Origin of the sequence: Falsiroseomonas algicola, from assembly GCF_011040385.1 — a bacterium.
GTDB classification, from domain to species: Bacteria; Pseudomonadota; Alphaproteobacteria; order Acetobacterales; family Acetobacteraceae; genus Falsiroseomonas; species Falsiroseomonas algicola.
This window is the reverse complement of the sequence record NZ_JAAIKB010000010.1, coordinates 63,968-85,908: the sequence shown is the minus strand read 5'-3', so window position 1 is coordinate 85,908 and position 21,941 is coordinate 63,968. Positions and strand designations below refer to the sequence as shown.

Sequence of the window (21,941 nt, the reverse complement as noted above, 5' to 3'; positions counted from 1 at the left end):
GGCAAGCGCGCATGAAGGGCCGTTCGATCGCCGAGGTGCTGGCTGGCGCCGTGGTGCTGCTGGTCGCGGCCGGCTTCCTGCTGTTCGCCGTCACCAATAGCGGGCGGACCACCATGTCCGGCCCCGGGCTGACGCTGACCGCCAAGTTCGACCGGATCGATGGCCTGGCGCCGGGCGCCGATGTCCGCATCGCCGGCGTGAAGGTCGGCTCCATCACCGGCCAGCGGATCGACCCGCAGACCTTCCTGGCCGTGCTGACCATGCGGATCGATGGCAGCCTCCGCATCCCCTCCGACAGCTCGGCGGAAATCGCGAGCGAGGGGCTGCTCGGCGGGCGCTTCGTCTCCCTGGTGCCGGGCGGGTCGGAGCGCATCCTGCGCGATGGCGGGGAGATCACGATCACCCAATCCGCCATCAGCCTGGAGAGCCTTCTGGGGCGCTTCATCTTCTCCATGACCCAGGGCGGATCCTCCCCCGGGGAGGGCGGCGGCACGGCCCCCGCCCAGGGAACCGCGCCGGCCCGCCCATGAGCACGCCGCTCGACCCGCCCGCCGCCTGGCCGGGTGCCGATGGCGCGCCCCTGTCATGCCGGGAGAAGCTGAAGGTGCTGGCGGAGAACCACCGGGAAGCCGCGCAGGTGCTGCGCGACGCCTTCGAGGATGCGGTGCTGATGGGCGTGGACGAGGCCGCGATGCGGCGCATCCTGGCCGAGATGGTCGCCGCCCTGCCGAGCCCGAAGCGCGCGGCATGATCCGCACCCTCGCCGCTGCCATCACGCTGGCCTGCGGGCTGGCCATGCCTGCGGCCGCGCAGGAATGGCGGCCGCAGCGCATCGCCGTGCTGCAGGCGCTGGACAAGGTGACGGCGCGCGTCATCACGCTGCGCGCCACGCTGAACCAGCCCGAGCGCTTCGGCAGCCTCACCATCACCGTGCGGGCCTGCAACGCGCGCCCGCCGGACGAGGTGCCGGACGCCGCCGCCTGGCTGGAGATCGCGGACAGCCGCGCCCCCGCCAATGGCGCCGCCGTCTTCCGCGGCTGGATGTTCGCCGAAGCCCCGGGCGTGAACATGCTGGAACACCCGGTCTACGACATCCGCATCATGGAATGCCGCGCGAGCTGAGGCGGCACCCGGCCAGGATGGAGCGCGCATGAACTTCCCCGACGCCGTCGCCAGCGCGTTCCGCAACTACGCCACCTTCGCGGGCCGCGCGCGACGGTCGGAGTTCTGGTTCTTCTACCTCTTTGTCCTGCTGGCCCAGGTGATCACCGGCATCATCGACGACGCCGCGACGGGCGGCATCCTCGGCGCGGTGCTGGCTGTCGCGCTTATCATCCCCTCCATCGCCATCGCTGCCCGGCGCCTGCATGACAATGGGCGCAGCGGCTGGTGGCAGTTGCTGGGCTTCGTGCCTGTCCTCGGCTGGATCGTGCTGCTGATCTGGTACTGCCAGCCCGGGGAGAATGGCCCGAACCGCTTCGGTCCGGACCCGCGCGGCGGCGGCGCCGCGCTGCCGCCGGGCCAGCGCCCCTGGCCGGTGAACCGCTAGCTATTTGCCGCGGCTGGCTTCTCGCAGCCGCCGGATCTCCTCGGCCACCGCCTCGGGCTCGGCCTCGTCATCCCAGCGCGCCTGTTCCTCCACGGCTTCGGAGAGCAGCCGCTTATAGGCCTGGCGCGGAATCTCCGTGCAGCCGAACTGCGCCAGGTGCGTGGTCTGGAACTGGCTGTCGAGCAGCGTGAAGCCGAAAAGGCGCAGCCGTGCCACCAGATGCACCAGCGCGACCTTGGAGGCATCGCGCGCGCGGGAGAACATGCTCTCCCCGAAGAAGGCGCCGCCGAGCGCGACGCCGTAGAGCCCCCCGACCAGCTTGGGGCCGCCCGGCGCGGGCGCCCAGGCCTCCACCGAATGGGCATGGCCCATGCGATGCAGCGCGGTGAACAGCCGCTCGATCTCCGGGTTGATCCAGGTGTCCTCCCGCCCCTCCGCCGGCGCCGCGCAGCCCGCGATGACGCCGCCGAAGTCCCGGTTGGTCGTGACGAGGTAGTCGCCCGCCAGGACGGTCCGGGCCAGGCGGCGGGAGAGGTGGAAGCGATCCAGCGGCAGCACGCCGCGCAACTCCGGGTCCAGCCAGTAGAGCCGGTCGCCGCGCCGCGTCTCCGCCATGGGAAAGAGGCCCGCGCGATAGGCGCGGAGCATCAACTCGGGGGTGATCTCGAACTGTCTTCGGCTCACCGGCCCATTCTACAGGGCGCCGGCGCGGTGGGCGAGGGAATCGTGCAACGCGGCTGCTTGCGGGCTCATTCGCCGCGCCATAGGTTCCGCGCGTGTCGCGTCCCTCCCGCCGCCTGCTGGTGCTGCTGGCCCTGGCGCTCTGCCTGCAGAGCAGCCTGGCGCTGGCGCATTGCCTGCGGCTCGTTGCCCCCGTCTCCCACCACGCCTTCCTGGTGGAGCTCTGCACGCCGGACGGGATGGTGGCGGTGGATATGGGCGGGCCGGGGGATGAGGCGCCGGCCCCGCATGAGGCTGCCGCCTTCTGCCTGGCCTGCCACGGGCCTGCCACCGCGCTGCTGCCGGAGCCCTCCTCCGTCCCTCTGCCGGCGATGGTGGTCGCCGCCCTGCCGGCCTGGGTGGCGCCCAGCGTGCCGGCGCTCGGCGCCCGGGCGCCGCCCTACCGCCCGACCGGACCACCCTTCCTCTCCTGACCATCGCAGCGCCCCGGGCCGGCCTCGGCCCGGGGTTTCGTCGCATGTCCAGGAGCCTCCGCCATGTCCGCCTTCCCGCGCGCCCTGCCGCGCCGCGCCCTGCTTGCCACTGCCCTCGCCACGCCACTGGCGCTGCCAGCCCATGCCCAGATGCGGCGCATCACCGATGCGCTGGGGCGGGAGGTCGCGCTGAAGCCGCGGCCGGAGCGGATCGTGGTGATGTTCAACTACGAGGAGTTCACCGCCATCGCCGGCACCGGCGGCTGGTCCCGCGTGGTCGGCATGAACCGCGTGGTGTGGGAAGGCTGGCGCCCCGCCATCTTCTCCCGCTACCGCGACCTCGTCCCAGCCCTCGCCACCCTGCCCGATGTCGGCAACACGGATGAGGGCACCTTCAGCGCGGAGAAGGTGATAGGGCTCCGCCCCGACCTGCTGATGATGCCGGCCTGGGCCTGGATGGCGGCGGAGACGATCCGCAACCAGATCGCCGCCGCGGGCATCCCGATCCTGGTCTTCGACTACAACGCCCAGACGCTGGAGCGCCACGTCGCCTCCACCCTCGCCATCGGCGCGGCGATGGGGGAGGAGGCCCGCGCGGCGGAGCTGGCGGACCGCTACCGCCGCAACATCGGCACCATCCTGGACCGCGCCGCCCGCGCCGCGGGGCCGGTGAGGCCGAAGATCCACCTGGAACTCGGACAGGGCGGCATGGAGGTGGTGGGCAACAGCTACTCCCCCGCCACCATGTGGGGCCGCATCTTCGCGATGCTCGGCGTGATGAACGTCGCGGAAGGGCGGCTGGCCGGCAATTGGGGGCCGATCCCGGCGGAGGCCGTGCTCGCCGCCAATCCGGACTTCATCTACATCGGCGCCTCCTCCTGGACCAACCGCCCGCGCGCCGTCCGCACGGGCTATGGCGTGACGGCGGAGGAGACGCGCCGCAGCCTGGCGCCCTACGCCACGCGCCCCGGCTGGGCCGGGCTGACCGCCATCCGCAACGGCGAGCTGCACGCGATCGAGCACGGGCTGTGCCGCACGCTCTTCGACGATACCGCCACGCTCTACATCGCGAAGCGCGCCTGGCCGGCGGCGTTCGAGGACATGGACCCCGTCGCGGCGCTGGCGGACTACCACCGGCGCTACCTGCCCGTGCCCTTCTCCGGCACCTGGATGCTGCCCTGGCGGGCCTGATGCCCCGCGCTTTCCGACTCCCCCCCTTCGCCCGCCCATGACACGCAGGAGCCACCCCCGATGAAGCGCTGGGTTCCCTTCGCCATTGCCCTGTTCATGCTGACGCCCTTCGCGCTCTGGGCGCTGATCGGGCTGGTGCTGCCCGGTGCCAGCCTCGGCGCCGTGCCGACCGGCGCCGGCGGCGTGCTGCTCGCCGCCTCCCTGCCGCTCGCGGGCCTCTTCTGGATCCAGAACCTCCGCCAGCTCGGCGATGCCATGGGCGCGCCCTCCCGCCTCGATGTCGCGGGGCGACTGGCGGCCGCGCTGCCGCTGGCGATCCTGCTGCTGGGCGGTGGCGGGACGGCCTGGCTGCTGTCCCTGGGCCAGGGCTTCCTGGAACCCGCCATCGCGCTGGTCGGGACGCTGGCGATGGCGGGCGTCGCCCGGCTGGCGGCGCGCGCGCCGGTCGAGCCCGGCCGCATCCTGGCCGCGGCGCCCGCCGCACCGGGTGCGGAGGAAGCGGCGGCGCGGGAGGCGCTGCTGGCCATCGGCAATGTCGCCATGGCGCTGGTGCTGCTCGGCTACTACTGGACGCCCTGGGTGCTGTTCTGGGCGGCGATGGCGCTGATCCCCGTGGCCTTCATCGCGATGATGGCGCTGGCCTGGTGGGCGGCGCGGACCGACGTGGTTGCCCATGCCGGCCCCGGCGATCCCGGCGAGGTCGCGAATGACCTGCCCCGTCGCCGCGCCCGGGCGGCCTGAGCGCATGCACGCCGCGGTGGCGCCGGAATGGACGCGGCTCGCGGCGCGGCGCCGGGTGGTGCTGGCCGCGGGGCTCGCGCTGCTGGCGCTCTGCCTGGTGCTGGATGTCGCGACGGGGCCGGCGATGCTGTCGCCTTCCGCCGTCGCGGCCTCGCTGCTCGGCCTGGCGCCCGATCCGATGGTGGATGCCATCGTCTGGTCCATCCGGCTGCCCGTCGCGCTGATGGCGCTGCTGGTCGGCGCCGCGCTGGGCCTGACCGGCGCCGTCATGCAGACCATCCTGAACAACCCGATGGCGTCGAGCTACACGCTCGGCGTCTCCGCCGGTGCGGGCTTCGGCGCGGCGCTGGTCATCGTCTTCGGCGCCGCGCTGCCGCTGGCGGAAGCGCAGGCCGTGCCGATCGCGGCCTTCGTCTTCGCGGCCATCGCCTGCGCCGGGGTCTGGGCGCTGGGCGGCATCCGCGGCGCGACGCCGGAGCCGCTGGTGCTGGCCGGCATCGCGCTGATGTTCCTGTTCCAGGCGCTGCTGGCCTTGCTGCAATTCATGGCGTCGCCGGAGGCGTTGCAGCAGATCGTCTTCTGGCTCTTCGGCAGTCTCCAGCGCGCCACCTGGCCGAAGCTCGGCATCGTCGCGGGCGTGCTGGCCGCCACGGTGCCGCTGCTGATGCGCGATGCCTGGGGGCTGACGGCGCTGCGCCTGGGGGATGACCGCGCGGCGGCGCTGGGCGTGAAGGTCCGCGGCCTGCGGCTGCGCGGCTTCCTCTTCGTCTCCGTGGCCACCGGCGTCGCCGTCGCCTTTGTCGGCACGATCGGCTTCGTGGGCCTGGTGGCTCCCCATCTCGCCCGGATGCTGCTGGGGGAGGATCAGCGCGTGCTGCTGCCGGGCGCGGCGCTGGCCGGGGCGGTGCTGCTCTCCGCCGCCTCGGTGGCCAGCAAGACCGTCTCCCCCGGCGCGCTGTTTCCCATCGGCATCGTCACCGCCCTGGTCGGCGTGCCCTTCTTCGCGTGGCTGATCCTGGCATCGCGGAGGGCCCATTGGTGAGGCTGGAGATCGAGGACGTCTCCATCCGCTACGGGACGACCCGGGCGGTCGATGGCGTGTCTTTGTCCGCGGCGGGGGGCGAGGTGCTGGCGCTGCTCGGCCCCAATGGCTCCGGCAAATCCTCCCTGCTCCGGGCCGTGGCCGGGCTGCAGGCCCATGGCGGCCGTATCCGCCGCGAGGGCGCCGGGGAGGTCGGCTTCCTGCCGCAGGACAATGGCGCCCGGGCGGCGCTGACGGTGCTGGAGACGGTGCTGCTCGGCCGGATGCGCGCGCTCGGGCTGCGCGTGCCGCAGGCCGAAGTCGCGCGCGCCATGGCGGCGCTGGAGCGGCTCGGCATCCAGGGGTTGGCGGGACGCATGCTGGCGGAGCTGTCGGGCGGGCAGCGGCAGATGGTGTTCCTGGCACAGCTGCTGGCGGCGGAGCCCGCGGCGCTGCTGCTGGACGAACCGACCAGCGCGCTCGACCTGCGGAACCAGTTCGAATTGCTGGCGCTGCTGCGCGACCTGGCGCGGCGCCAGGGGCTGCTGGTGGTGGTGGCGATCCACGACCTGAATGCGGCGGCCCGCTTCGCCGACCGCATCGCGGTGCTGCAGGCGGGCAGGCTGATCACCGCCGGAGCCCCGGCATCAGTGCTGACGCCCGCGCTGCTGGCCGATGTCTATGGATTGCGCGCGGAGGTGGTGACCGGCAGCGCCGGCCACCCCTTCGTCATGCCCTTGGAAGCCCTGCCGCGCGCGGTCAGTGCCCGCGGCTGACGAATTTCTCCAGCCAATGGATGGTGTAGTCGCCGGCCTGGAACTCCGGGTCGGCGACGATGCGCTGGTGCAGCGGCAGCGTCGTCTTGATGCCGCTCACCACCATCTCGTCCAGCGACCGCTTGAGGCGCGCGATCGCCTCCGACCGCGTCTGGCCGTGGACCACCAGCTTGGCGACCAGGCTGTCGTAATGCGGCGGCACGGTGTAGCCGGAGTAGAGCGCGCTATCGACCCGCACGCCGAGGCCGCCCGGCGCGTGATACATGTCCACCCGGCCGGGGTTCGGGGCGAAGGTCTCGGGATCCTCTGCCGTGATGCGGCATTCGATGGCGTGGCCGGAGAAGCGGACCTGTTCCTGCGTGTAGCCCAGCGGTTCGCCGGCGGCGACGCGCAGCTGTTCCTTCACCAGGTCGACGTTGCAGACCATTTCCGTCACCGGATGCTCCACCTGCAGGCGGGTGTTCATCTCGATGAAGGCGAACTGGCCGTCCTGCCACAGGAATTCCAGCGTGCCGGCATTGCGGTAGCCCAGCTGCTTCAGGCCCTTGGTGACCTGGGCGCCCAGCGCATCGCGCTCCGCCGCCGTCAGCACGGGGCTGCCGGCCTCCTCGACCAGCTTCTGGTGGCGCCGCTGGAGGGAGCAGTCGCGTTCGCCGAAATGCACGACGTTGCCGTGCATGTCGGCCAGGACCTGCAGCTCGATATGCCGCGGGCGGTCCAGGTACTTCTCCATGTAGACGGCATCGTCGCCGAAGGCGGCCTTGGATTCCGTGCGCGCGACGCGCCAGGCCTCCTCAAGCTCCTCCTCGCTGCGCGCCACCTTCATGCCGCGACCGCCGCCGCCGGCGGCGGCCTTGATCAGCACGGGGTACTTGATCTGGTCGGCGACGGCGCGCGCCTCCTCCAGGCTCTCCAGCGCGCCCAGGCTGCCGGGGACCAGCGGCACGCCGAGGGAGCGCATGGCGTCCTTGGCGGCGATCTTGTCGCCCATCATGCGGATATGCGCCGCCGTCGGGCCGATGAAGGCGAGGCCATGGGCCTCCACCATCTCCGCGAAGTTCGCGTTCTCGCTGAGGAAGCCGTAGCCCGGATGGATGGCATCCGCGCCGGTGATGGCGGCGGCCGAGAGGATGGCCGCCATGTTCAGGTAGCTGTCGCGGGCCGAGGGCGGGCCGATGCAGACGCTCTCATCCGCCAGGCGCACATGCATCGCCGTGTTGTCGGCCGTGGAGTGCACGGCGACGGTGCGGATGCCCATCTCCTGGCAGGCGCGATGGACGCGGAGCGCGATCTCGCCCCGGTTCGCGATCAGGACCTTGCCGAACATAGCGTCCCGATCACTCGATGATCAGGAGGGGTTCGCCGTATTCGACCGGCGACCCGCTCTCGATCAGGATCCGCGTCACGACGCCGGCGCGCGGCGCGCGGATCTGGTTGAAGGTCTTCATCGCCTCGATCAGCAGCACCGTCTGGCCCTGCGCGACGCGGCCACCGACCGTGATGAAGGGCGCGGCCCCTGGCTCCGGCGCCAGGTAGGCGACGCCGACCATGGGGGAGGTGACGGCGCCGGGATGGGCGGCATCGCTGATCGCTTCCGGCACCGCGATGGGTGCGGGCGCCGCGGCGGCGGCGGGCGCGGCGGCAGGGCCCGCCGCGACGGTCGCGACCTGCTGGACGGTGATCTGGCGCGCGACCCGGATGCGGCTGTCCTTCTCGACCAGCTCGATCTCGGTCAGGTCAGTTTCACGCAGGATCTTCGCGAGTTCGCGGATCGCCGCGGGGTCGAATTGGACGCCCGACATCAGGGCTCTCCTTCTGGGGCGACGATGTCGGCCATGGCACGCAGCGCCAGCGCATAGCCCCGGATGCCGAGGCCTGCGATGACGCCCGTGGCCACCTTGGACACGTAGCTCAGGTGCCGGAATTCCTCCCGGCGGTGGATGTTGGAGATGTGGACCTCCACGATGGGCAGGTCCACGGCCTTCAGCGCATCCATCAGGGCGATGGAGGTATGGCTGTAGCCGGCGGGGTTGATGATGATGCCGGCGGCACGGCCGCGGCATTCCTGCACCCAGGTGATCAGTTCGCCTTCCCCGTTGGTCTGGCGGAAGTCGATCGCCAGGCCGAGCGTTTCCGCGGTTTCGGCGCAGAGCGCCTCGACATCGTCGAGCGTCTCCGCGCCATAGATCTCGGGCTGGCGGGTGCCGAGCAGATTCAGGTTCGGGCCGTTCAGCACGGCGATCATCGGCGGGGTCAAGGGAGGTGTCCCGGTTGTCGCGACAGGATCGCAGGGAAGGGTGCGCCTAGCACGCTGCCTCCGCGCCGGGCAAGCACGCCCCTCGGTTGTGCACCCCGGCGGATGGCTGCCCCGCGCCGGCATGGCTTGTCCCGGCGGCGCCTGCCCGCCATGTTCCGACGCATGACGGGGACCATTTCCATCGAGGTCAATGGCGAGGCGCGCCAGGTGCCGGAAGGCGCCTCGGTGCATGACCTGCTGCATCTGATCGGCCTGGCCGCGCCCAAGGTGGCGGTGGAGCGGAACCTGGAGATCGTGCCGCGTTCCGCCTGGACGACCACGCGCCTCGGCGCCGGGGACAGGCTGGAGATCGTGCACTTCATCGGAGGTGGCTGAGATGGACGGGATCACCCCTGGGACCACCCCCCTGGCCGATACGGATGAAGGCTGGACCGTCGCAGGCCGCCGCTTCCGGTCGCGACTCGTCGTCGGCACCGGGCGCTACAAGAGCCTGGAGGAGACCGCGGCCTCCATCGAGGCGTCGGGCGCGGAGATGGTGACGGTCGCGGTGCGGCGCGTGAACCTCTCCGACGCCTCGCAGCCCATGCTGCAGGATTTCGTGCCGCCCGACCGCTATACCTACCTGCCCAACACGGCGGGCTGCTTCACCGCGCAGGATGCGGTGCGGACGCTGCGCCTGGCGCGGGAAGCCGGGGGCTGGAACCTGGTGAAGCTGGAGGTGCTGGGCCCGCCGCCCTTCCTCTACCCCGACATGCGCGCGACCTTCGAAGCCGCCGAGGCCCTGATCAGGGACGGGTTCGAGGTGATGGTCTATTGCGCCGACGACCCCGTGGCCGCGAAGCGGCTGGAGGAGATGGGCTGCGTCGCCATCATGCCGCTCGGCGCGCCGATCGGGTCAGGGCTTGGCGTGGCCAATCCCTTCATGATCAAGGCGATCATCGCGCAGTCCAAGGTGCCCGTGCTGGTCGATGCCGGCATCGGCACGGCATCCGACGCCGCGCTGGCGATGGAGCTGGGCTGCGATGCGGTGCTGCTGAACAGCGCCATCGCGCATGCCCGCGACCCCGTGCGCATGGCGCGCGCCATGAAGGCGGCGGTGGAGGCGGGACGGGATGCCTTCCTGGCCGGGCGCATGCCGCGGTCGCCGGCGGCCGATCCCTCCTCCCCCACCACGGGTCTGATCACGTGACGTCGATACGTCCCCGGGTTGTGTGACGGTTTCGACACGATGTAGATTTTGTCCCAGGGCATGGGAAACGCCCCGGGAGGATATCGCATGGTTCGTCGTCGCGCCTTGGGCACGCTGGCTGTCGCGGCCCTCATGCTGGGGGCCTGCACGCCCCAGCAGCCCCAGCAGGTGGTGGTGGTCCAGCGACCGGCGGCGCAGGCCTGCGACACCAGCTTCGTGGTGGTGAACAACTCCTCGGCCACGGTGGAGCGCCTGTATTTCAGCCATTCCAGCCTGGGCGGCTGGGGCGCCGACCAGCTGGGGCAGAACGTGCTGCCACCCGGGCGCAACGTGTCCTACCGCGCGGCCAATGCCGGCAACTACGATTTCCGCGTGGTCTGGACCAATGGCCGGGCCGCAGAGGTGCGGGGCGTGAACATCTGCCGCGCCAGCCGCATCACCGTGACGAATGGCGGCTTGCTCGCGAGCTGACGGCACTGTGGCGTTTGAGCCACTAACCCGCTTTAGCCGTTTTAGCCGATTTAGGACGTTTAGCACCGATGTCGCGGTGGCGTTGGCGGGGTGCCAGGCCACCGAGGTGCATCGCTGGCGTGGCCGGACGCATCTCTGCTGGTGATGTCCGGAACATAGCGGAAACATTGTCCGCCGGGCGAGTCCTTTCGGCGGCGGCGCTTGCCGCAAACCCAGGCGCGACCACGGGTGCGACTCGCCTTTCCGGCTGAATCACGTGGAAAGGCTGGGGTTTTCAGGAGCCATCGCGGTTGCACCCGGGGGCGGACAGGGGGTGTTTCCGGCGTCTTAAGGGCCTCCGCGGAAAAAAAACGGCGTGGGCCGAAAAACCGCTTTCCAAGGGGGGAGGGGGGGCCTATATGCCGCCCCAGACGCAGTACGCACGTGCCGAAGGCCCCAGGCCCACGGAACCACCGGACAGCGATGCGGCCGAAGCCCCGGTGGGGTGACGGGCGATGTCGCGCATCCCGGGGTCACCGCGGCGCAAGGTTAACGCAACGACGTCAAGCGTTCTGGCAACCCCGGCGGCTCACCCCGCCGGTTTCACTTGGTCGCTGGTTCGTTCGACCGTTTCGTCAATCTGGGGCCGCCCCGCAGGGCCGCCCCCGCCTTGCTGGGGAGTTGGGGCGATGAACCCGAAGATCGCAGCCTATCTGCGCGACCGCGCGCCGGCGACGCCCTGCCTCGTCCTCGACGTGGACCGGGTGGAGCAGAACTACCGCCGCCTGATGGCCGCGATGCCGCTCGCACGCGTCTACTACGCCGTGAAGGCCAACCCGGCCGCCCCGATCCTGGACCGGCTGACCGCGCTCGGCTCCTCCTTCGACGCGGCTTCCTGGGAAGAGATCGAGGCCTGCCTGGCCGCCGGCGCGCGCCCGGCCGACATCTCCTTCGGCAATACCGTCAAGAAGGTCTCCGCCATCAAGGCCGCGCATGCGGCCGGCGTGACCATGTTCGCCTTCGACAGCGAGCCGGAGCTGAAGAAGCTCGCCCAGCATGCCCCCGGTGCCCGCGTCTATTGCCGTATCCTGGTCGAGAACAAGGGCGCCGAGTGGCCGCTCTCTCGCAAGTTCGGCTGCGAGATGGGGATGGCGAAGGACCTGATGGTGAAGGCGGCCGAATGGGGCATGGACCCCTATGGCATCTCCTTCCATGTCGGGTCCCAGCAGACCCAGACCGGCGCCTACCAGGCCGCGATCGCTCGCGTGGCGATGCTGTTCACCGACCTGCGAGAGGCCGGCGTGAACCTGCGGATGGTGAACCTCGGCGGCGGCTACCCCGTGCGCTACCGCGCCGAGGTGCCGGAGATCGACGCCTTCGGCGACGCCATCATGGGCGCCATGACCGAGCATTTCGGCAATGCGCTGCCGGAGATGGTGATCGAGCCCGGCCGCTTCATGGTGGGCGATGCCGGCGTGGTCAGCAGCGAGGTCGTCCTCGTCTCCCGCAAGGGGGAGGATGATCCGGTGCGCTGGGTCTATCTCGACATCGGGCGCTTCGGCGGCCTGGCGGAGACGGAGGGCGAGGCCATCCGCTACGAATTCCGCACGCCGCATGACGGCGGCGCGGAAGGCCCCGTGACCATCGCCGGCCCGACCTGCGACAGCACGGACACGCTCTACGAGAAGTCCAACTACCGCCTGCCGATGGCGCTGGAGGATGGCGACCGGGTGGAGCTGCTCTCCACCGGCGCCTATGTCACCACCTATGCCAGCCAGGCCTTCAACGGCTTCAAGCCGCTGGCCGAGCACTACATCTGACGCGGGAGCAGGGGGGGCTGTCGCCTCCCCTGCGTCCTACTTCGTCGTCAGCCGCAGCGTCTCCAGGTTGGAGAAGCTGATCCGTTCGTCCCCGATCACAAGCGTGCCCGTGACGCCGGCGAGGTTGATCGTACCGTCCTGGATGGACGGCGCCGCGCTGCCCGGGGCGGGCTCGATCGCGGCCAGCAGGCCATCCAGCGTCAGGCCGCGGATGTTCACCAGCAGCGTGTCGCTGCCCGCGCCGCCATCGATGGTGTCGTTGCCCTGGCCCGGCGACCAGATCACCGTGTCGTTCCCGCTGCCGGATTCGACGTGGTCGGCGCCGAAGCCGCCAACGATCTGATCGTCGCCGCCCTCGCCCAGGATGGTGTCCTGCCCATCCCCGCCCTGGAGCATGTCCCCCATCATCGTGCCCTGGATGGCCTGGTCGCCGTCGGTGCTGGGCTCGCCCAGGCTCATCTTCGCGCCGCCGACCACTCGATCCAGCGCCGCCGCATCGAGGGGCTGGGGTGTGGAAGGTAGGGTTGGGGTCTTCATCCGTCGCTCCACGCCATCACGGCCCGCAGCCCTGCGGGCCCAGGACGGAGCATAGCGGAACGAAGCGGCGGCCGACCAAGCCATGCGGCCTTTCGGCGCCATAGGGATCGCCTGTGGTCGTCGCCGCGCATCCCGGGCGTTTCTTTTTGCGACCGTCCCGGTCTAACCTGACGCCATGGATGAGATCGATCGCAACCTGGTTGTCGCGCTGCAGGAGAACGGCGCGGCGGGGCTGGCTGAACTGTCCAAGGCCGCTGGGCTTTCCGTCTCCGCCACCGCGGAGCGGGTGAAGCGGCTGGAGGAAAGGGGCGTGATCCGCGGCTGGCGGATCGACCTGGACCCCGTCGCCGCCGGCTGCCCGCTGCTGGCCTTCGTCTTCGTCGCCATGCGGCCCGGCAAGGATGACGCCACCTTCCTGCGTGCCATGAAGCGGCATGAGGCGGTGCTGGAATGCCACACCATCACCGGTGCTTGGTGCTATCTGGTGAAGCTGCGCCTGGCCGACATCGCGGCGCTGGAGGCCTTCGTCTCCGACGAGGTGCGCGGCCAGCCGGGAGTGGAGCGGACGGAGACGATCCTGGCCCTGGCCAGCCCGAAGGAGACGGCGATCCTGCCGGTGGCGGCGGCGCAGGAGGAGTAGGGCCGCGCCGTTCAGCGATGGGGCGTGTCGGCGTCGTAGCCCTCTGGATAGACGTCCCGGTCCACGACGTATTCGAAGAGGCGGAAGCCGCCGGGGTAGTCGCGGAAGCCGGGCTGGAGGACCAGGCGCTGCACGGCGGCCTCCGCCAATTCCCGGCTGGTGAAGGTGCCCAATTCGAAGAACTGCATCATGACGCGAGGATCAATCCTTTCATCGGCATCCTCAGCCACCTTGTAGTGGCGAAGGCGCCAAACGCGCTGCAAGGCACGCGTGGTGGCGGGTGTCGTCATGTCACTCCCCCCTCATCCGTGTTGACGAAACCCTCGTTCCACCACGCGCGGTCCAACTCGATCGGGAAAAGTCTGAAGCCGTCGGGCCAGTCCCGGAAGCCTGGCTTGAGGCGCAATCGCTGGATGGCGGCCTGGCCCTGTTCCTCAGAACTGTAGAATCCCGCGACACGCTCGCTCAGGATCGTCTCGTCGATCTCAGTCTCATCCACGTCGGCGGCGATTTCGTAGTGGAGCAAAATCCAGGCAGACTTGGGTTCCATCAGTAGAACTCCTGCGAGCCGGGGATTGAGCGCGTTTCAAATCCACGATTACCATTTTTCTGGATGCGGCTGAATTCGGACCCTTGCCCCCGGTTCTGCCGGCTGTCCCAGTTCTGCCGTCCGCCGTATTTCCAATCCATCAGGCGTTCGGCGTACTGCCTGGGGGTTTCTGTCGAATGTCGCGGGAACTCCCTGGCCCAGCCGGGGGTGTCCGTCGCCGCTTCCTTTCCGCTGCGCCCGGCGGCCCTTGGCAGGGGCACACCACCGGGATCACGCATGCCCTCGGGCAGCCGCTGGCCGGGGAGGCGCGGGATGACCGGCGGGCGCGCCCCGATGATCGGCCCGCGCGGCAGTAGCCACCAGGAGGCCGGCAGCGTGGTTCCGTCATCCTCGGGCGACGATGCCTTCCCTGCCGGTGGGCTCCCGGCGCGTTTCCCTGTACCCGTGCCGCCCTCCCCGCCGCGATCCTTGCCGCCGGGAGGGTCCGCCCTGTAGTGGGCGCGCACCTGCTCCGTCTTCCCATCGCGACTGCGGGTGTAGGCGCGCACGAACACCATGCCGCCGCCATCCGGCAGCCGAATGGTCGGCCCCGCCAGTGCGCAATAGCCCTCGGTGACCCATTGGACATAGCCGGGCCGTTCAAGGCTGGCGTTGTTCCAATAGCGTGCGTCCCGCATGGCGCGGCGCAGGCTGGCTTCGGTCACCGGGACTTATCGCGTCATCAGGACAGCTCCTGATGAAGGATTATATTCCTTTATAGGACAAAAGGCAATGACAATGGTGCGGCCTCAATTCACCGGGCGCGCGCCCATGGCGACGGTCCGCTCATCCATCCGCGGCTCATAGGTGATGCCGCGGCGGGTGGCCCAGAAATTGACCAGCTGGAACAGCGGGATCATCGCCGTCTCCCGGTCCACCATCGCGACCGCCTCCTGCAGCAGGCGTTCGCGCGCCGCGTCGTCCAGCGTCGCGGTGGCGCGGGCCGTCAGCGCGTCCAGCTCCGGGTTGGAGTAGCGGGAGTTGTTGGAGGCGCCGGTGCGCTTCTCCCGGTTGAAGGTGCCGAAGATGTTGACCAGCATGTAGCTCGCCTCCCCGGTCACGCTGCCCCAGCCGGCCAGGCGGGCATTGTGTTCCTGGCGCGCGGTGCGGGCGGCGTAGGCGGACCAGGGCAGGGTCTCCACCTGGGTCCGGACGCCGATCCGCGTCCACATCTGCGCCACCGCCTGGGCGGTGCGGGCATCGTTGGGGTAGCGGTCATTCGGGCTGTGCAGCGTCACGCGGAAGCCTTGCGGGAAGCCGGCTTCCGCCAGCATCCGGCGCGCGCCCTCCGGATCCGGCCGCGGCGCCACCACGGCGGGGTTGTAGGAGAAGGAGCCGGGCGGCAGCCACTGGCCGGTCGGCCGGGCCGTGCCCTCCATCACGCGCTCCGCCAGCGCTTCGCGGTCGATGGCGATGGAGAGCGCCCGGCGCACGCGGGGATCGAGCATCGGGTTGCGGGGCAGGGGGCGCCCTTCATGGTCGGAGACGTGGACCGGCGGGCCATCGGTGCGGGAGAAGTCGGTCATCAGGTAGATGAGCCGGAGGCCCTGGATCTCCGAGATCGAGATGCGCTGGTTCTGCCGCAGCCGCCCGATGTCGCTGGAGGGCACCTGGTCGATCACGTCGAGGTCACCGGCCAGCAGGCCGGCGGTGCGCGCCGCGTCATTGGCGATGAAGCGGTAGGAGACTCGCGCCCAGGGTTCCTGGCCGCGCCAGTAATCGGGGTTGCGGGTGAACTCCGTGCGGTCGCCCGGGCGGTAGCTGCCGATGCGGTAGGGGCCGGTGCCGATGGCGGCGCGGCCGGCATTGTAGTCCTCGGTCGAGGCACCCTCTCCCACATGACGGGAGATGATCTGGATGGAGGCGAGCTCCGTCGGCAGCAGCGGATGCGGGGCGGCGGTGTGGAAGCGGAGCGTCAGCGGGTCCACCACTTCCGTCCGCGTGATGGCGCGCACGAAGCCGCCGAAGCCGCCCGGGCTGTTCGGCACGTTGGGCGCGCGGGAGATGGTGAAGACGACGTCGTCCGCGGTGAAGTCGCGGCCGTCATGCCACTTCACGGCCGGCCGCAGCTTGAACTCCCAGGTGGTGTCGGAGATGGCGCGCCAGCTTTCGGCCAGCGCGGGCTGGATGCGGGCCTGCGCATCCTGTTCCACCAGCCGGTCGAAGAGGTGCATGGTCAGGCTGATATTGGGCGAGGCGTTGTAGAAATGCGGGTCGAGCGAGGTCGGCGACCCGCCGATTCCGATGGTGAGGTTCTGGGCGGCGGCCGGCAATGCGGCCATCGCCAGCAGGCCGGCCAGGAGCCCGGCGGGGCGGGTCCGGTTCGTCTTCATGGGTATTTTTCTCCCGGTTTGCGCGTCAGGGCTTCAACCTAGCCTCACCTGTGGCACGCTGCTACACGAGACGGGAAGTCTGGGACCGGGGAGAATGATGATGCGGGACAGCATCCGGACCGCCGCGATGGCGGGTGTTTCGGCATTGGCGCTGACTGTCGGGGGCGCTTCGGCGCAGACGCTCACGATGGGCGTCGGCTCGCCGGTGACGTCGCTCGACCCGCACTACCACCAGTTGTCGCCGAACAATGCCGTCAGCGACATGATCTTCGACAAGCTGGTGAACACGGACGGCGCCGCCCGCAACATCCCCGGCCTGGCGACGGAATGGCGCGCGGTCGGCCCCACCACCTGGGAATTCAAGCTGCGGCCGAATGTCCGCTTCCACAACGGCAACGCCTTCACGGCGGAAGACGTGGTCTTCACCATCCAGCGCCTGCCGAACGTGCCGAACAGCCCCTCCTCCTATGCCGCCTATGCAAGGCCGATCGTCAGGATGGAGATCGTCGATCCGCTGACGATCCGCTTCCACACCGCGCAGCCCTATCCGCTGCTGCCGCTCGACATGACCAATGTCCGGATCCTTGATTCCGAGACGCATGCGAATGCGACGACGGAGCAGTTCAACGCCGGCACCGCGGCGATCGGCACCGGCCCCTTCCGGGTGCAGAGCCACCGGAACGGCGACCGGATCGAGTTCGAGCGCAACGCGACCTATTGGGGGGAGGCGCCGGCCTTCCAGCGCGTCTCCTACCGCATGATCACGAATGACGCGTCGCGCACCGCGTCGCTGCTGTCGGGCGACCTCGACTTCATCGACCAGGTGCCGACGACGGATCTGGCGCGCATCCGCGGCGACCAGCGGCTTGCGGTGTCGGAGACGGTGGGGCTGCGGCTGGTGTTCCTCGGCCTCGACCACCTGCGCGCGGCGAACGAGAATTCGCCCTTCGTCACGGACAATGACGGGCGGCCCCTTGGGCGGAACCCGCTGAAGGATGTGCGGGTGCGGCGCGCGCTGTCGATGGCGATCGACAGGACCGCGATCGCGGGCCGGATCATGGAGGGTGCGGCGACGCCGTCGGGCCAGTTCCTGCCGCCCGGCACCTTCAGCTACGTGCCTGACCTGCCCGCGCCGGCCTACGATCCCGATGGCGCGCGGCGCCTGCTGGCGGAGGCCGGCTACCCCAACGGCTTCCGCATCCAGCTGAACAGCCCGAATGACCGCTACATCAACGATGCGCGCATCGCGCAGGCGGTCGGCGGCATGTGGACGCGGATCGGCGTGCGCACGACGGTGGAGGCACAGACCTGGTCCATCTTCGTCAACCGCGCGGGCCGCGCTGAATACTCGGCGCACCTCATCGGCTGGGGGTCCAATCCCGATGGCAGCCATCCGCTGCGCAACATCATGGCGACGGTGAGCAGCGAACGCGGCTGGGGGGCCTCCAACCGCGGCCGCTATTCGAACCCCGCGGTCGATGACCTGCTGAGCCAGGCGCTGGTCGAACTCGACGAGCCGAAGCGGGAGCAGATCCTGATCCGGGCGCAGCGCATGGCGCATGAGGATGTGGCGGTGATCCCGCTGCACATCCAGACCAACATCTGGGCGATGCGCCGCACGCTGGCGCATACGGCCCGCGTCGATGAGCTGACGCGGGCGCAGGACGTGCGTCCGGCCGCGGCACGGTGAGGTATCTCGGGGCATGAGCGTCTATCTCCTCCGCCGGCTGATCCAGGCCGTCGGCGTCGTGCTGGCGATGTCGCTGATCGTCTTCATCGGCGTCTTCGCCATCGGCGATCCCGTCGAGATCCTGATCAGCCCGGATGCGGACCAGATGGAGCGGGAACGCGCCATCAAGGCGCTCGGCCTCGACCTGCCGCTGTGGCAGCAATACGCGATCTTCCTCGGCAAGGCGCTGCAGGGCGACCTCGGCCGCAGCTTCGTCTTCAACGAACCGGCGCTGACGCTGATCCTGCAGCGCATGCCGGCGACGCTGGAACTGGCCTTCGCCGCCACCTTCGGCGCCATCCTGATCGGCCTGCCGCTCGGCCTCTATGCCGGGCTCAGGCCGAACAGCGTGGGGTCGAAGGCGATCATGGCGGGGTCGATCCTCGGCTTCTCCCTGCCGACCTTCTGGGTCGGGCTGATGCTGATCATGGTCTTCGCGGTCCAGCTGGGCTGGCTGCCCTCCACCGGGCGGGGCGAGACGGTGACCATCCTCGGCATGCGCTGGTCCTTCCTGACGGCGGACGGCATCTCGCACCTCATCATGCCGGCGCTGAACCTGGCGCTCTTCAAGATCAGCCTCGTCATCCGCCTGACGCGCGCCGGCGTGCGGGAGACGATGCTGATGGACTACGTGAAGTTCGCGCGCGCCAAGGGGCTCTCCCCCTTCCGCGTCACCTTCGTGCACGTCTTCAAGAACATCCTGATCCCCGTCGTCACGGTGACGGGCCTCGAATTCGGCAGCACCATCGCCTTCTCGGTCGTGACGGAATCGATCTTCGCCTGGCCTGGCATGGGCAAGCTGATCATCGACAGCATCAACGTGCTCGACCGGCCGGTGATCGTCGCCTACCTGATGATCGTGGTGCTGATGTTCATCACCATCAACCTGATCGTGGACCTCACCTATTCGGTGCTCGATCCGCGCGTCCGGCTGGAGGGCAAGTGACATGAGCGCCGTTGTCGGTACACCGCCGGTCGCCCCGGCTAAGGACCCCGCCAAGGACAAGGTGGAGACACCGTTCCAGCGCTTCGTCTCCGAATTCGCGGAATCGAAGCTGGCGCTGTTCGGCCTCGCGGTCTTCACCGTGATCGCGCTGGTCGCGATCCTGGCGCCCTGGATCTCGCCCCAGAACCCCTATGACCTGGCGGTGCTGGACATCATGGACGGGCGGCTGGAGCCTGGGTCGCGCAACGGCGACGATACCATGACCTTCTGGCTCGGCACGGACGACCAGGGGCGGGACATGCTGTCCGGCATCATGTACGGGCTGCGCATCTCGCTGACCGTCGGCGCCGGTTCCGCCTTCATCGCCTGCATGGTCGGCGCCTCGCTCGGCCTGCTGGCGGCCTATGCGGGCGGGAAGACGGACAGCGCCATCATGCGCGTCGTCGACCTGCAGCTGTCCTTCCCCTCCATCCTCGTCGCGCTGATGATCCTGGCCTTCCTCGGCAAGTCGATCACCAACGTCGTCATCGCGATCGTCGTCGTGGAATGGGCCTATTACGCCCGCACCGTGCGCGGCACGGCGCTGGTGGAGCGTCGGCGCGAATACATCGAGGCGGCGGAATGCCTGGCGCTGCCGAAGCGCCGCATCCTGTTCGGGCACCTGCTGCCGAACTGCCTGCCGCCGCTGATCGTCATCGGCACCATGCAGGTGGCGCGCGCCATCGCGCTGGAGGCGACGCTGTCGTTCCTCGGCCTTGGCGTCCCCATCACGGAGCCCTCGCTCGGCCTGCTGATCGCCAATGGCTACGAATACATGCTCAGCGGCAAGTACTGGATCAGCTTCTATCCCGGCATCGCGCTGCTCGTGACCATCGTCTCCATCAACCTGGTCGGCGACCAGTTGCGGGACGTGCTGAACCCGAGGCTGAAGAAGTGAGCGCGCCTACGCTCGAGGTCCGGAACCTCTGCACCCACTTCTTCACCCGCGCGGGCGTGGTGAAGGCGGTGGACGACGTCTCCTTCACCGTGGACCGCGGCAAGGTGCTGGGCCTCGTCGGTGAATCGGGATCGGGGAAGACCGTCACCGGCTTCTCCATCATGGGGCTGGTGGATGCGCCGGGGCGCATCGTCTCCGGCAGCATCCTGTTCCAGGGGAAGGACCTGGCGACGCTGTCGGAGGAGGAGATGCGGCACCTCCGCGGCAACCGCATCGCCATGATCTTCCAGGACCCGATGATGACGCTGAACCCGGTGCTCCGCATCGACACGCAGATGATCGAGACGGTGCTGGCGCATGAGAAGGTGTCGGAGGATGAGGCCCGCCAGCGCTCGCGCGACGCGCTCGGCATGGTCGGCATCCCGTCCCCGGACGAACGGCTGAAGTCCTACCCGCACCAGTTCTCCGGCGGCATGCGCCAGCGCGTCGCCATCGCCATCGCGCTGCTGCACCGGCCGGAACTGATCGTGGCGGATGAACCGACCACCGCGCTCGACGTGACGATCCAGGGGCAGATCCTGGCGGAGGTGCAGAAGCTGTGCGCCACCACCGGCACGGCGATGATCTGGATCACGCATGACCTGTCGGTCGTCGCCGGCCTCGCCGACGACATCGCGGTCATGTACGCCGGCAAGGTCGTCGAATACGGCGATGTGGGGGAGGTGCTGGACAAGCCGCTGCATCCCTACACCCATGGCCTGATCGGCAGCGTGCCGTCGCGCAACAAGCGGGGCGAGCCGTTGCGCCAGATCCCCGGCATGACGCCATCCCTGCTGAACCTGCCGGAAGGCTGCGCCTTCCGCGCCCGCTGCCCGCGCGCCCAGGCGGATTGCGTGCAGCGCCCTGAACTCCGCGAATGGCTGCCCGCGCGCCTCGCCCGCTGCCACCATCCGCATCGCGAGGAGGCCGCCGCCGCATGAGTGCGACCGACGCCGAGATCTACGCCACCCGGAGCTTCACCGAGACCGAAGTCCCGATGATCGAGCTGAAGGGCGTCTCCCGCCGCTTCGCCAAGAAGCTCGACGTCGCGGCCAAGCTCGCCCGCAAGCTCGGCGCCGATGTGAAGGAGGAGGTGGTCCACGCCGTGGACCATGTGGACCTTCGCGTCCGCAAGGGGGAGGTGGTGGGCCTGGTCGGGGAATCCGGCTGCGGCAAATCCACCCTTGGCCGCATCGTGGCGGGCATCCTGCCGCAATCCGAGGGCCAGGTGCTGTGGAACGGGCAGGATGTCGCGACCCTGCCGGGCGAGGCCGCGCGCACCGCCAAGCTGCGGCGGCAGATGATCTTCCAGGATCCCTATGCCAGCCTCAATCCGCGCATGCGGGTGGCCGACATCGTGGGCGAGGCGCCGCAGGTTCATGGCCTGATCAAGCGGGGCGGCTTCGACGAGTATGTCGATGAGCAGATGCGCCGCGCGGGCCTCGATCCCGCCTTCAAGCGCCGCTACCCGCACCAGTTCTCCGGCGGCCAGCGCCAGCGCATCGGCATCGCGCGCGCGCTCGCCGTGCAGCCGGAATTCATCGTCTGCGACGAGGCGGTGGCGGCGCTCGACGTCTCCATCCAGGCGCAGATCCTGAACCTGTTCATGCGGCTGCGGCGGGAGCTCGACCTCACCTACCTCTTCATCTCGCATGACCTCGGCGTGGTGGAGCATCTCAGCGACCGCGTGGTGATCATGTATCTCGGCCGCGTCGTCGAGGAAGCACCCACCGAGCGCGTCTTCACGGCCGCCAACCACCCCTATACCCGCAGCCTGCTGGACAGCGTGCCGCGCATCGGCAACCGCAAGCGCGCCTTCGCGACGGTGAAGGGGGAGATCCCGTCGCCCCTGAACCCGCCCTCAGGCTGCCACTTCCACCCGCGCTGCCCGCTCGCCTTCGACCGCTGCAAGGTGGAGGTGCCGAAGCTGAAGGCCGTGGACAGCCTGCATCGCAGCGCCTGCCACCTGAACGACCGGGCCTGAGGCGCATCCCGACCCGGGTGGGCGCTTGCGTCAGGGGGGGCGCTTGGGGGATCAAGGGG

General features: G+C 69.7%; 28 protein-coding genes. 19 read left to right on the top strand and 9 right to left on the bottom strand.

Annotated features, from left to right (window positions below; translation table 11 throughout):
- The first annotated feature begins 11 nt into the window (after window positions 1-11).
- Genes mlaD through G3576_RS21750 form a run of 4 tightly spaced genes read left to right on the top strand, consistent with a single transcriptional unit; the run spans window position 12 to window position 1,549 of the window.
- Window positions 12-530: an outer membrane lipid asymmetry maintenance protein MlaD gene (mlaD, locus tag G3576_RS21765; RefSeq protein ID WP_164696547.1), complete on the top strand. Its 519-nt coding sequence runs from the start codon at window positions 12-14 to the stop codon at window positions 528-530.
- Window positions 527-751 (top strand): hypothetical protein, encoded by a 225-nt coding sequence (locus G3576_RS21760; protein ID WP_164696546.1) that lies wholly within the window; start codon window positions 527-529, stop codon window positions 749-751. Before mlaD ends, G3576_RS21760 begins: the two co-directional genes overlap by 4 nt.
- Window positions 748-1,122, top strand: a complete 375-nt coding sequence (locus G3576_RS21755) for a DUF2155 domain-containing protein (RefSeq protein ID WP_164696545.1) — start codon at window positions 748-750, stop codon at window positions 1,120-1,122. Before G3576_RS21760 ends, G3576_RS21755 begins: the two co-directional genes overlap by 4 nt.
- Before the next feature lie 28 nt (window positions 1,123-1,150).
- Window positions 1,151-1,549, top strand: coding sequence for a DUF805 domain-containing protein (locus G3576_RS21750; RefSeq protein WP_164696544.1), 399 nt, complete (start codon window positions 1,151-1,153; stop codon window positions 1,547-1,549).
- On the opposite strand, the gene aat is transcribed toward G3576_RS21750, so the two are convergent.
- Window positions 1,550-2,233, bottom strand: a complete 684-nt coding sequence (aat, locus tag G3576_RS21745; protein ID WP_164696543.1) for a leucyl/phenylalanyl-tRNA--protein transferase — start codon at window positions 2,231-2,233, stop codon at window positions 1,550-1,552. It lies immediately after the preceding gene.
- Window positions 2,234-2,325: 92 nt separating this feature from the next.
- Between aat and G3576_RS21740 the strand changes: the two genes are divergently transcribed.
- From G3576_RS21740 to G3576_RS21720, 5 genes are all read left to right on the top strand, one after another.
- Window positions 2,326-2,703 (top strand): DUF2946 family protein, encoded by a 378-nt coding sequence (locus tag G3576_RS21740; RefSeq protein WP_164696542.1) that lies wholly within the window; start codon window positions 2,326-2,328, stop codon window positions 2,701-2,703.
- 63 nt (window positions 2,704-2,766) lie between these two features.
- Entirely contained in the window at window positions 2,767-3,894 is a 1,128-nt protein-coding gene (locus G3576_RS21735) for an ABC transporter substrate-binding protein (RefSeq protein ID WP_207622967.1), read from the top strand.
- A 60-nt stretch (window positions 3,895-3,954) separates the two neighbouring features.
- Window positions 3,955-4,635 (top strand): hypothetical protein, encoded by a 681-nt coding sequence (locus G3576_RS21730; RefSeq protein WP_164696541.1) that lies wholly within the window; start codon window positions 3,955-3,957, stop codon window positions 4,633-4,635.
- The gene (locus G3576_RS21725; RefSeq protein WP_235952325.1) at window positions 4,601-5,677 is read left to right on the top strand and encodes a FecCD family ABC transporter permease; all 1,077 of its coding nucleotides are present in this window, start codon (window positions 4,601-4,603) and stop codon (window positions 5,675-5,677) included. Before G3576_RS21730 ends, G3576_RS21725 begins: the two co-directional genes overlap by 35 nt.
- Entirely contained in the window at window positions 5,674-6,432 is a 759-nt protein-coding gene (locus G3576_RS21720) for an ABC transporter ATP-binding protein (RefSeq protein WP_328729546.1), read from the top strand. The genes G3576_RS21725 and G3576_RS21720 overlap by 4 nt, the downstream gene beginning before the upstream one ends.
- Here the strand turns inward: G3576_RS21720 and accC are convergent.
- Genes accC through aroQ form a run of 3 tightly spaced genes read right to left on the bottom strand, consistent with a single transcriptional unit; the run spans window position 6,416 to window position 8,689 of the window.
- A complete protein-coding gene (gene accC, locus G3576_RS21715) occupies window positions 6,416-7,759 on the bottom strand; it encodes an acetyl-CoA carboxylase biotin carboxylase subunit (protein WP_164696540.1) in 1,344 nt (447 codons plus the stop codon). The two genes, G3576_RS21720 and accC, sit on opposite strands and share 17 nt — an antisense overlap.
- Window positions 7,760-7,769: 10 nt before the next feature.
- Window positions 7,770-8,234, bottom strand: a complete 465-nt coding sequence (gene accB, locus G3576_RS21710) for an acetyl-CoA carboxylase biotin carboxyl carrier protein (protein ID WP_164696539.1) — start codon at window positions 8,232-8,234, stop codon at window positions 7,770-7,772.
- Window positions 8,234-8,689 (bottom strand): type II 3-dehydroquinate dehydratase, encoded by a 456-nt coding sequence (aroQ, locus tag G3576_RS21705; protein ID WP_164696538.1) that lies wholly within the window; start codon window positions 8,687-8,689, stop codon window positions 8,234-8,236. Before aroQ ends, accB begins: the two co-directional genes overlap by 1 nt.
- Before the next feature lie 162 nt (window positions 8,690-8,851).
- Here aroQ and thiS point away from each other — a divergent pair, with 162 nt between their 5' ends.
- From thiS to G3576_RS21685, 4 genes are all read left to right on the top strand, one after another.
- Window positions 8,852-9,064 carry a sulfur carrier protein ThiS gene (gene thiS, locus G3576_RS21700; protein WP_207622966.1) on the top strand — a complete coding sequence of 71 codons (213 nt, stop codon included), beginning with the start codon at window positions 8,852-8,854 and terminating at the stop codon, window positions 9,062-9,064.
- Between the two features lies 1 nt (window position 9,065).
- Window positions 9,066-9,878: a thiazole synthase gene (locus tag G3576_RS21695; protein ID WP_164696536.1), complete on the top strand. Its 813-nt coding sequence runs from the start codon at window positions 9,066-9,068 to the stop codon at window positions 9,876-9,878.
- A gap of 87 nt (window positions 9,879-9,965) precedes the next feature.
- On the top strand, window positions 9,966-10,349 hold the full coding sequence (locus G3576_RS21690) for a hypothetical protein (RefSeq protein ID WP_164696535.1): 384 nt from the start codon (window positions 9,966-9,968) through the stop codon (window positions 10,347-10,349).
- A gap of 668 nt (window positions 10,350-11,017) precedes the next feature.
- Window positions 11,018-12,148 carry a type III PLP-dependent enzyme gene (locus G3576_RS21685; RefSeq protein ID WP_164696534.1) on the top strand — a complete coding sequence of 377 codons (1,131 nt, stop codon included), beginning with the start codon at window positions 11,018-11,020 and terminating at the stop codon, window positions 12,146-12,148.
- A gap of 36 nt (window positions 12,149-12,184) precedes the next feature.
- On the opposite strand, the gene G3576_RS21680 is transcribed toward G3576_RS21685, so the two are convergent.
- Entirely contained in the window at window positions 12,185-12,685 is a 501-nt protein-coding gene (locus G3576_RS21680; RefSeq protein ID WP_207622965.1) for a calcium-binding protein, read from the bottom strand.
- 175 nt (window positions 12,686-12,860) lie between these two features.
- On the opposite strand from G3576_RS21680, the gene G3576_RS21675 reads away from it, so the two are divergent.
- Window positions 12,861-13,325, top strand: coding sequence for an Lrp/AsnC family transcriptional regulator (locus G3576_RS21675; protein ID WP_164696532.1), 465 nt, complete (start codon window positions 12,861-12,863; stop codon window positions 13,323-13,325).
- Between the two features lie 11 nt (window positions 13,326-13,336).
- Here G3576_RS21675 and G3576_RS21670 read toward each other — a convergent pair whose 3' ends face one another.
- The 4 genes from G3576_RS21670 to G3576_RS21655 all read right to left on the bottom strand — a co-directional run bounded on the left by G3576_RS21670 (window position 13,337) and on the right by G3576_RS21655 (window position 16,247).
- Window positions 13,337-13,516, bottom strand: coding sequence for a hypothetical protein (locus tag G3576_RS21670; protein ID WP_235952321.1), 180 nt, complete (start codon window positions 13,514-13,516; stop codon window positions 13,337-13,339).
- A 95-nt stretch (window positions 13,517-13,611) separates the two neighbouring features.
- The gene (locus G3576_RS21665; RefSeq protein WP_164696531.1) at window positions 13,612-13,875 is read right to left on the bottom strand and encodes a hypothetical protein; all 264 of its coding nucleotides are present in this window, start codon (window positions 13,873-13,875) and stop codon (window positions 13,612-13,614) included.
- Window positions 13,875-14,579 carry a hypothetical protein gene (locus G3576_RS21660; RefSeq protein WP_164696530.1) on the bottom strand — a complete coding sequence of 235 codons (705 nt, stop codon included), beginning with the start codon at window positions 14,577-14,579 and terminating at the stop codon, window positions 13,875-13,877. The genes G3576_RS21665 and G3576_RS21660 overlap by 1 nt, the downstream gene beginning before the upstream one ends.
- Before the next feature lie 84 nt (window positions 14,580-14,663).
- Window positions 14,664-16,247 carry an ABC transporter substrate-binding protein gene (locus G3576_RS21655; RefSeq protein ID WP_164696529.1) on the bottom strand — a complete coding sequence of 528 codons (1,584 nt, stop codon included), beginning with the start codon at window positions 16,245-16,247 and terminating at the stop codon, window positions 14,664-14,666.
- Window positions 16,248-16,347: 100 nt separating this feature from the next.
- Between G3576_RS21655 and G3576_RS21650 the strand changes: the two genes are divergently transcribed.
- Genes G3576_RS21650 through G3576_RS21630 form a run of 5 tightly spaced genes read left to right on the top strand, consistent with a single transcriptional unit; the run spans window position 16,348 to window position 21,882 of the window.
- Window positions 16,348-17,937, top strand: a complete 1,590-nt coding sequence (locus G3576_RS21650) for an ABC transporter substrate-binding protein (protein ID WP_164696528.1) — start codon at window positions 16,348-16,350, stop codon at window positions 17,935-17,937.
- A 13-nt stretch (window positions 17,938-17,950) separates the two neighbouring features.
- Window positions 17,951-18,922: an ABC transporter permease gene (locus tag G3576_RS21645; RefSeq protein ID WP_164696527.1), complete on the top strand. Its 972-nt coding sequence runs from the start codon at window positions 17,951-17,953 to the stop codon at window positions 18,920-18,922.
- 1 nt (window position 18,923) lies between these two features.
- Window positions 18,924-19,859, top strand: coding sequence for an ABC transporter permease (locus G3576_RS21640; RefSeq protein ID WP_164696526.1), 936 nt, complete (start codon window positions 18,924-18,926; stop codon window positions 19,857-19,859).
- The gene (locus G3576_RS21635; protein ID WP_164696525.1) at window positions 19,856-20,839 is read left to right on the top strand and encodes an ABC transporter ATP-binding protein; all 984 of its coding nucleotides are present in this window, start codon (window positions 19,856-19,858) and stop codon (window positions 20,837-20,839) included. The genes G3576_RS21640 and G3576_RS21635 overlap by 4 nt, the downstream gene beginning before the upstream one ends.
- A complete protein-coding gene (locus G3576_RS21630) occupies window positions 20,836-21,882 on the top strand; it encodes an ABC transporter ATP-binding protein (protein WP_164696524.1) in 1,047 nt (348 codons plus the stop codon). The genes G3576_RS21635 and G3576_RS21630 overlap by 4 nt, the downstream gene beginning before the upstream one ends.
- The last annotated feature ends 59 nt before the right edge of the window (window positions 21,883-21,941 follow it).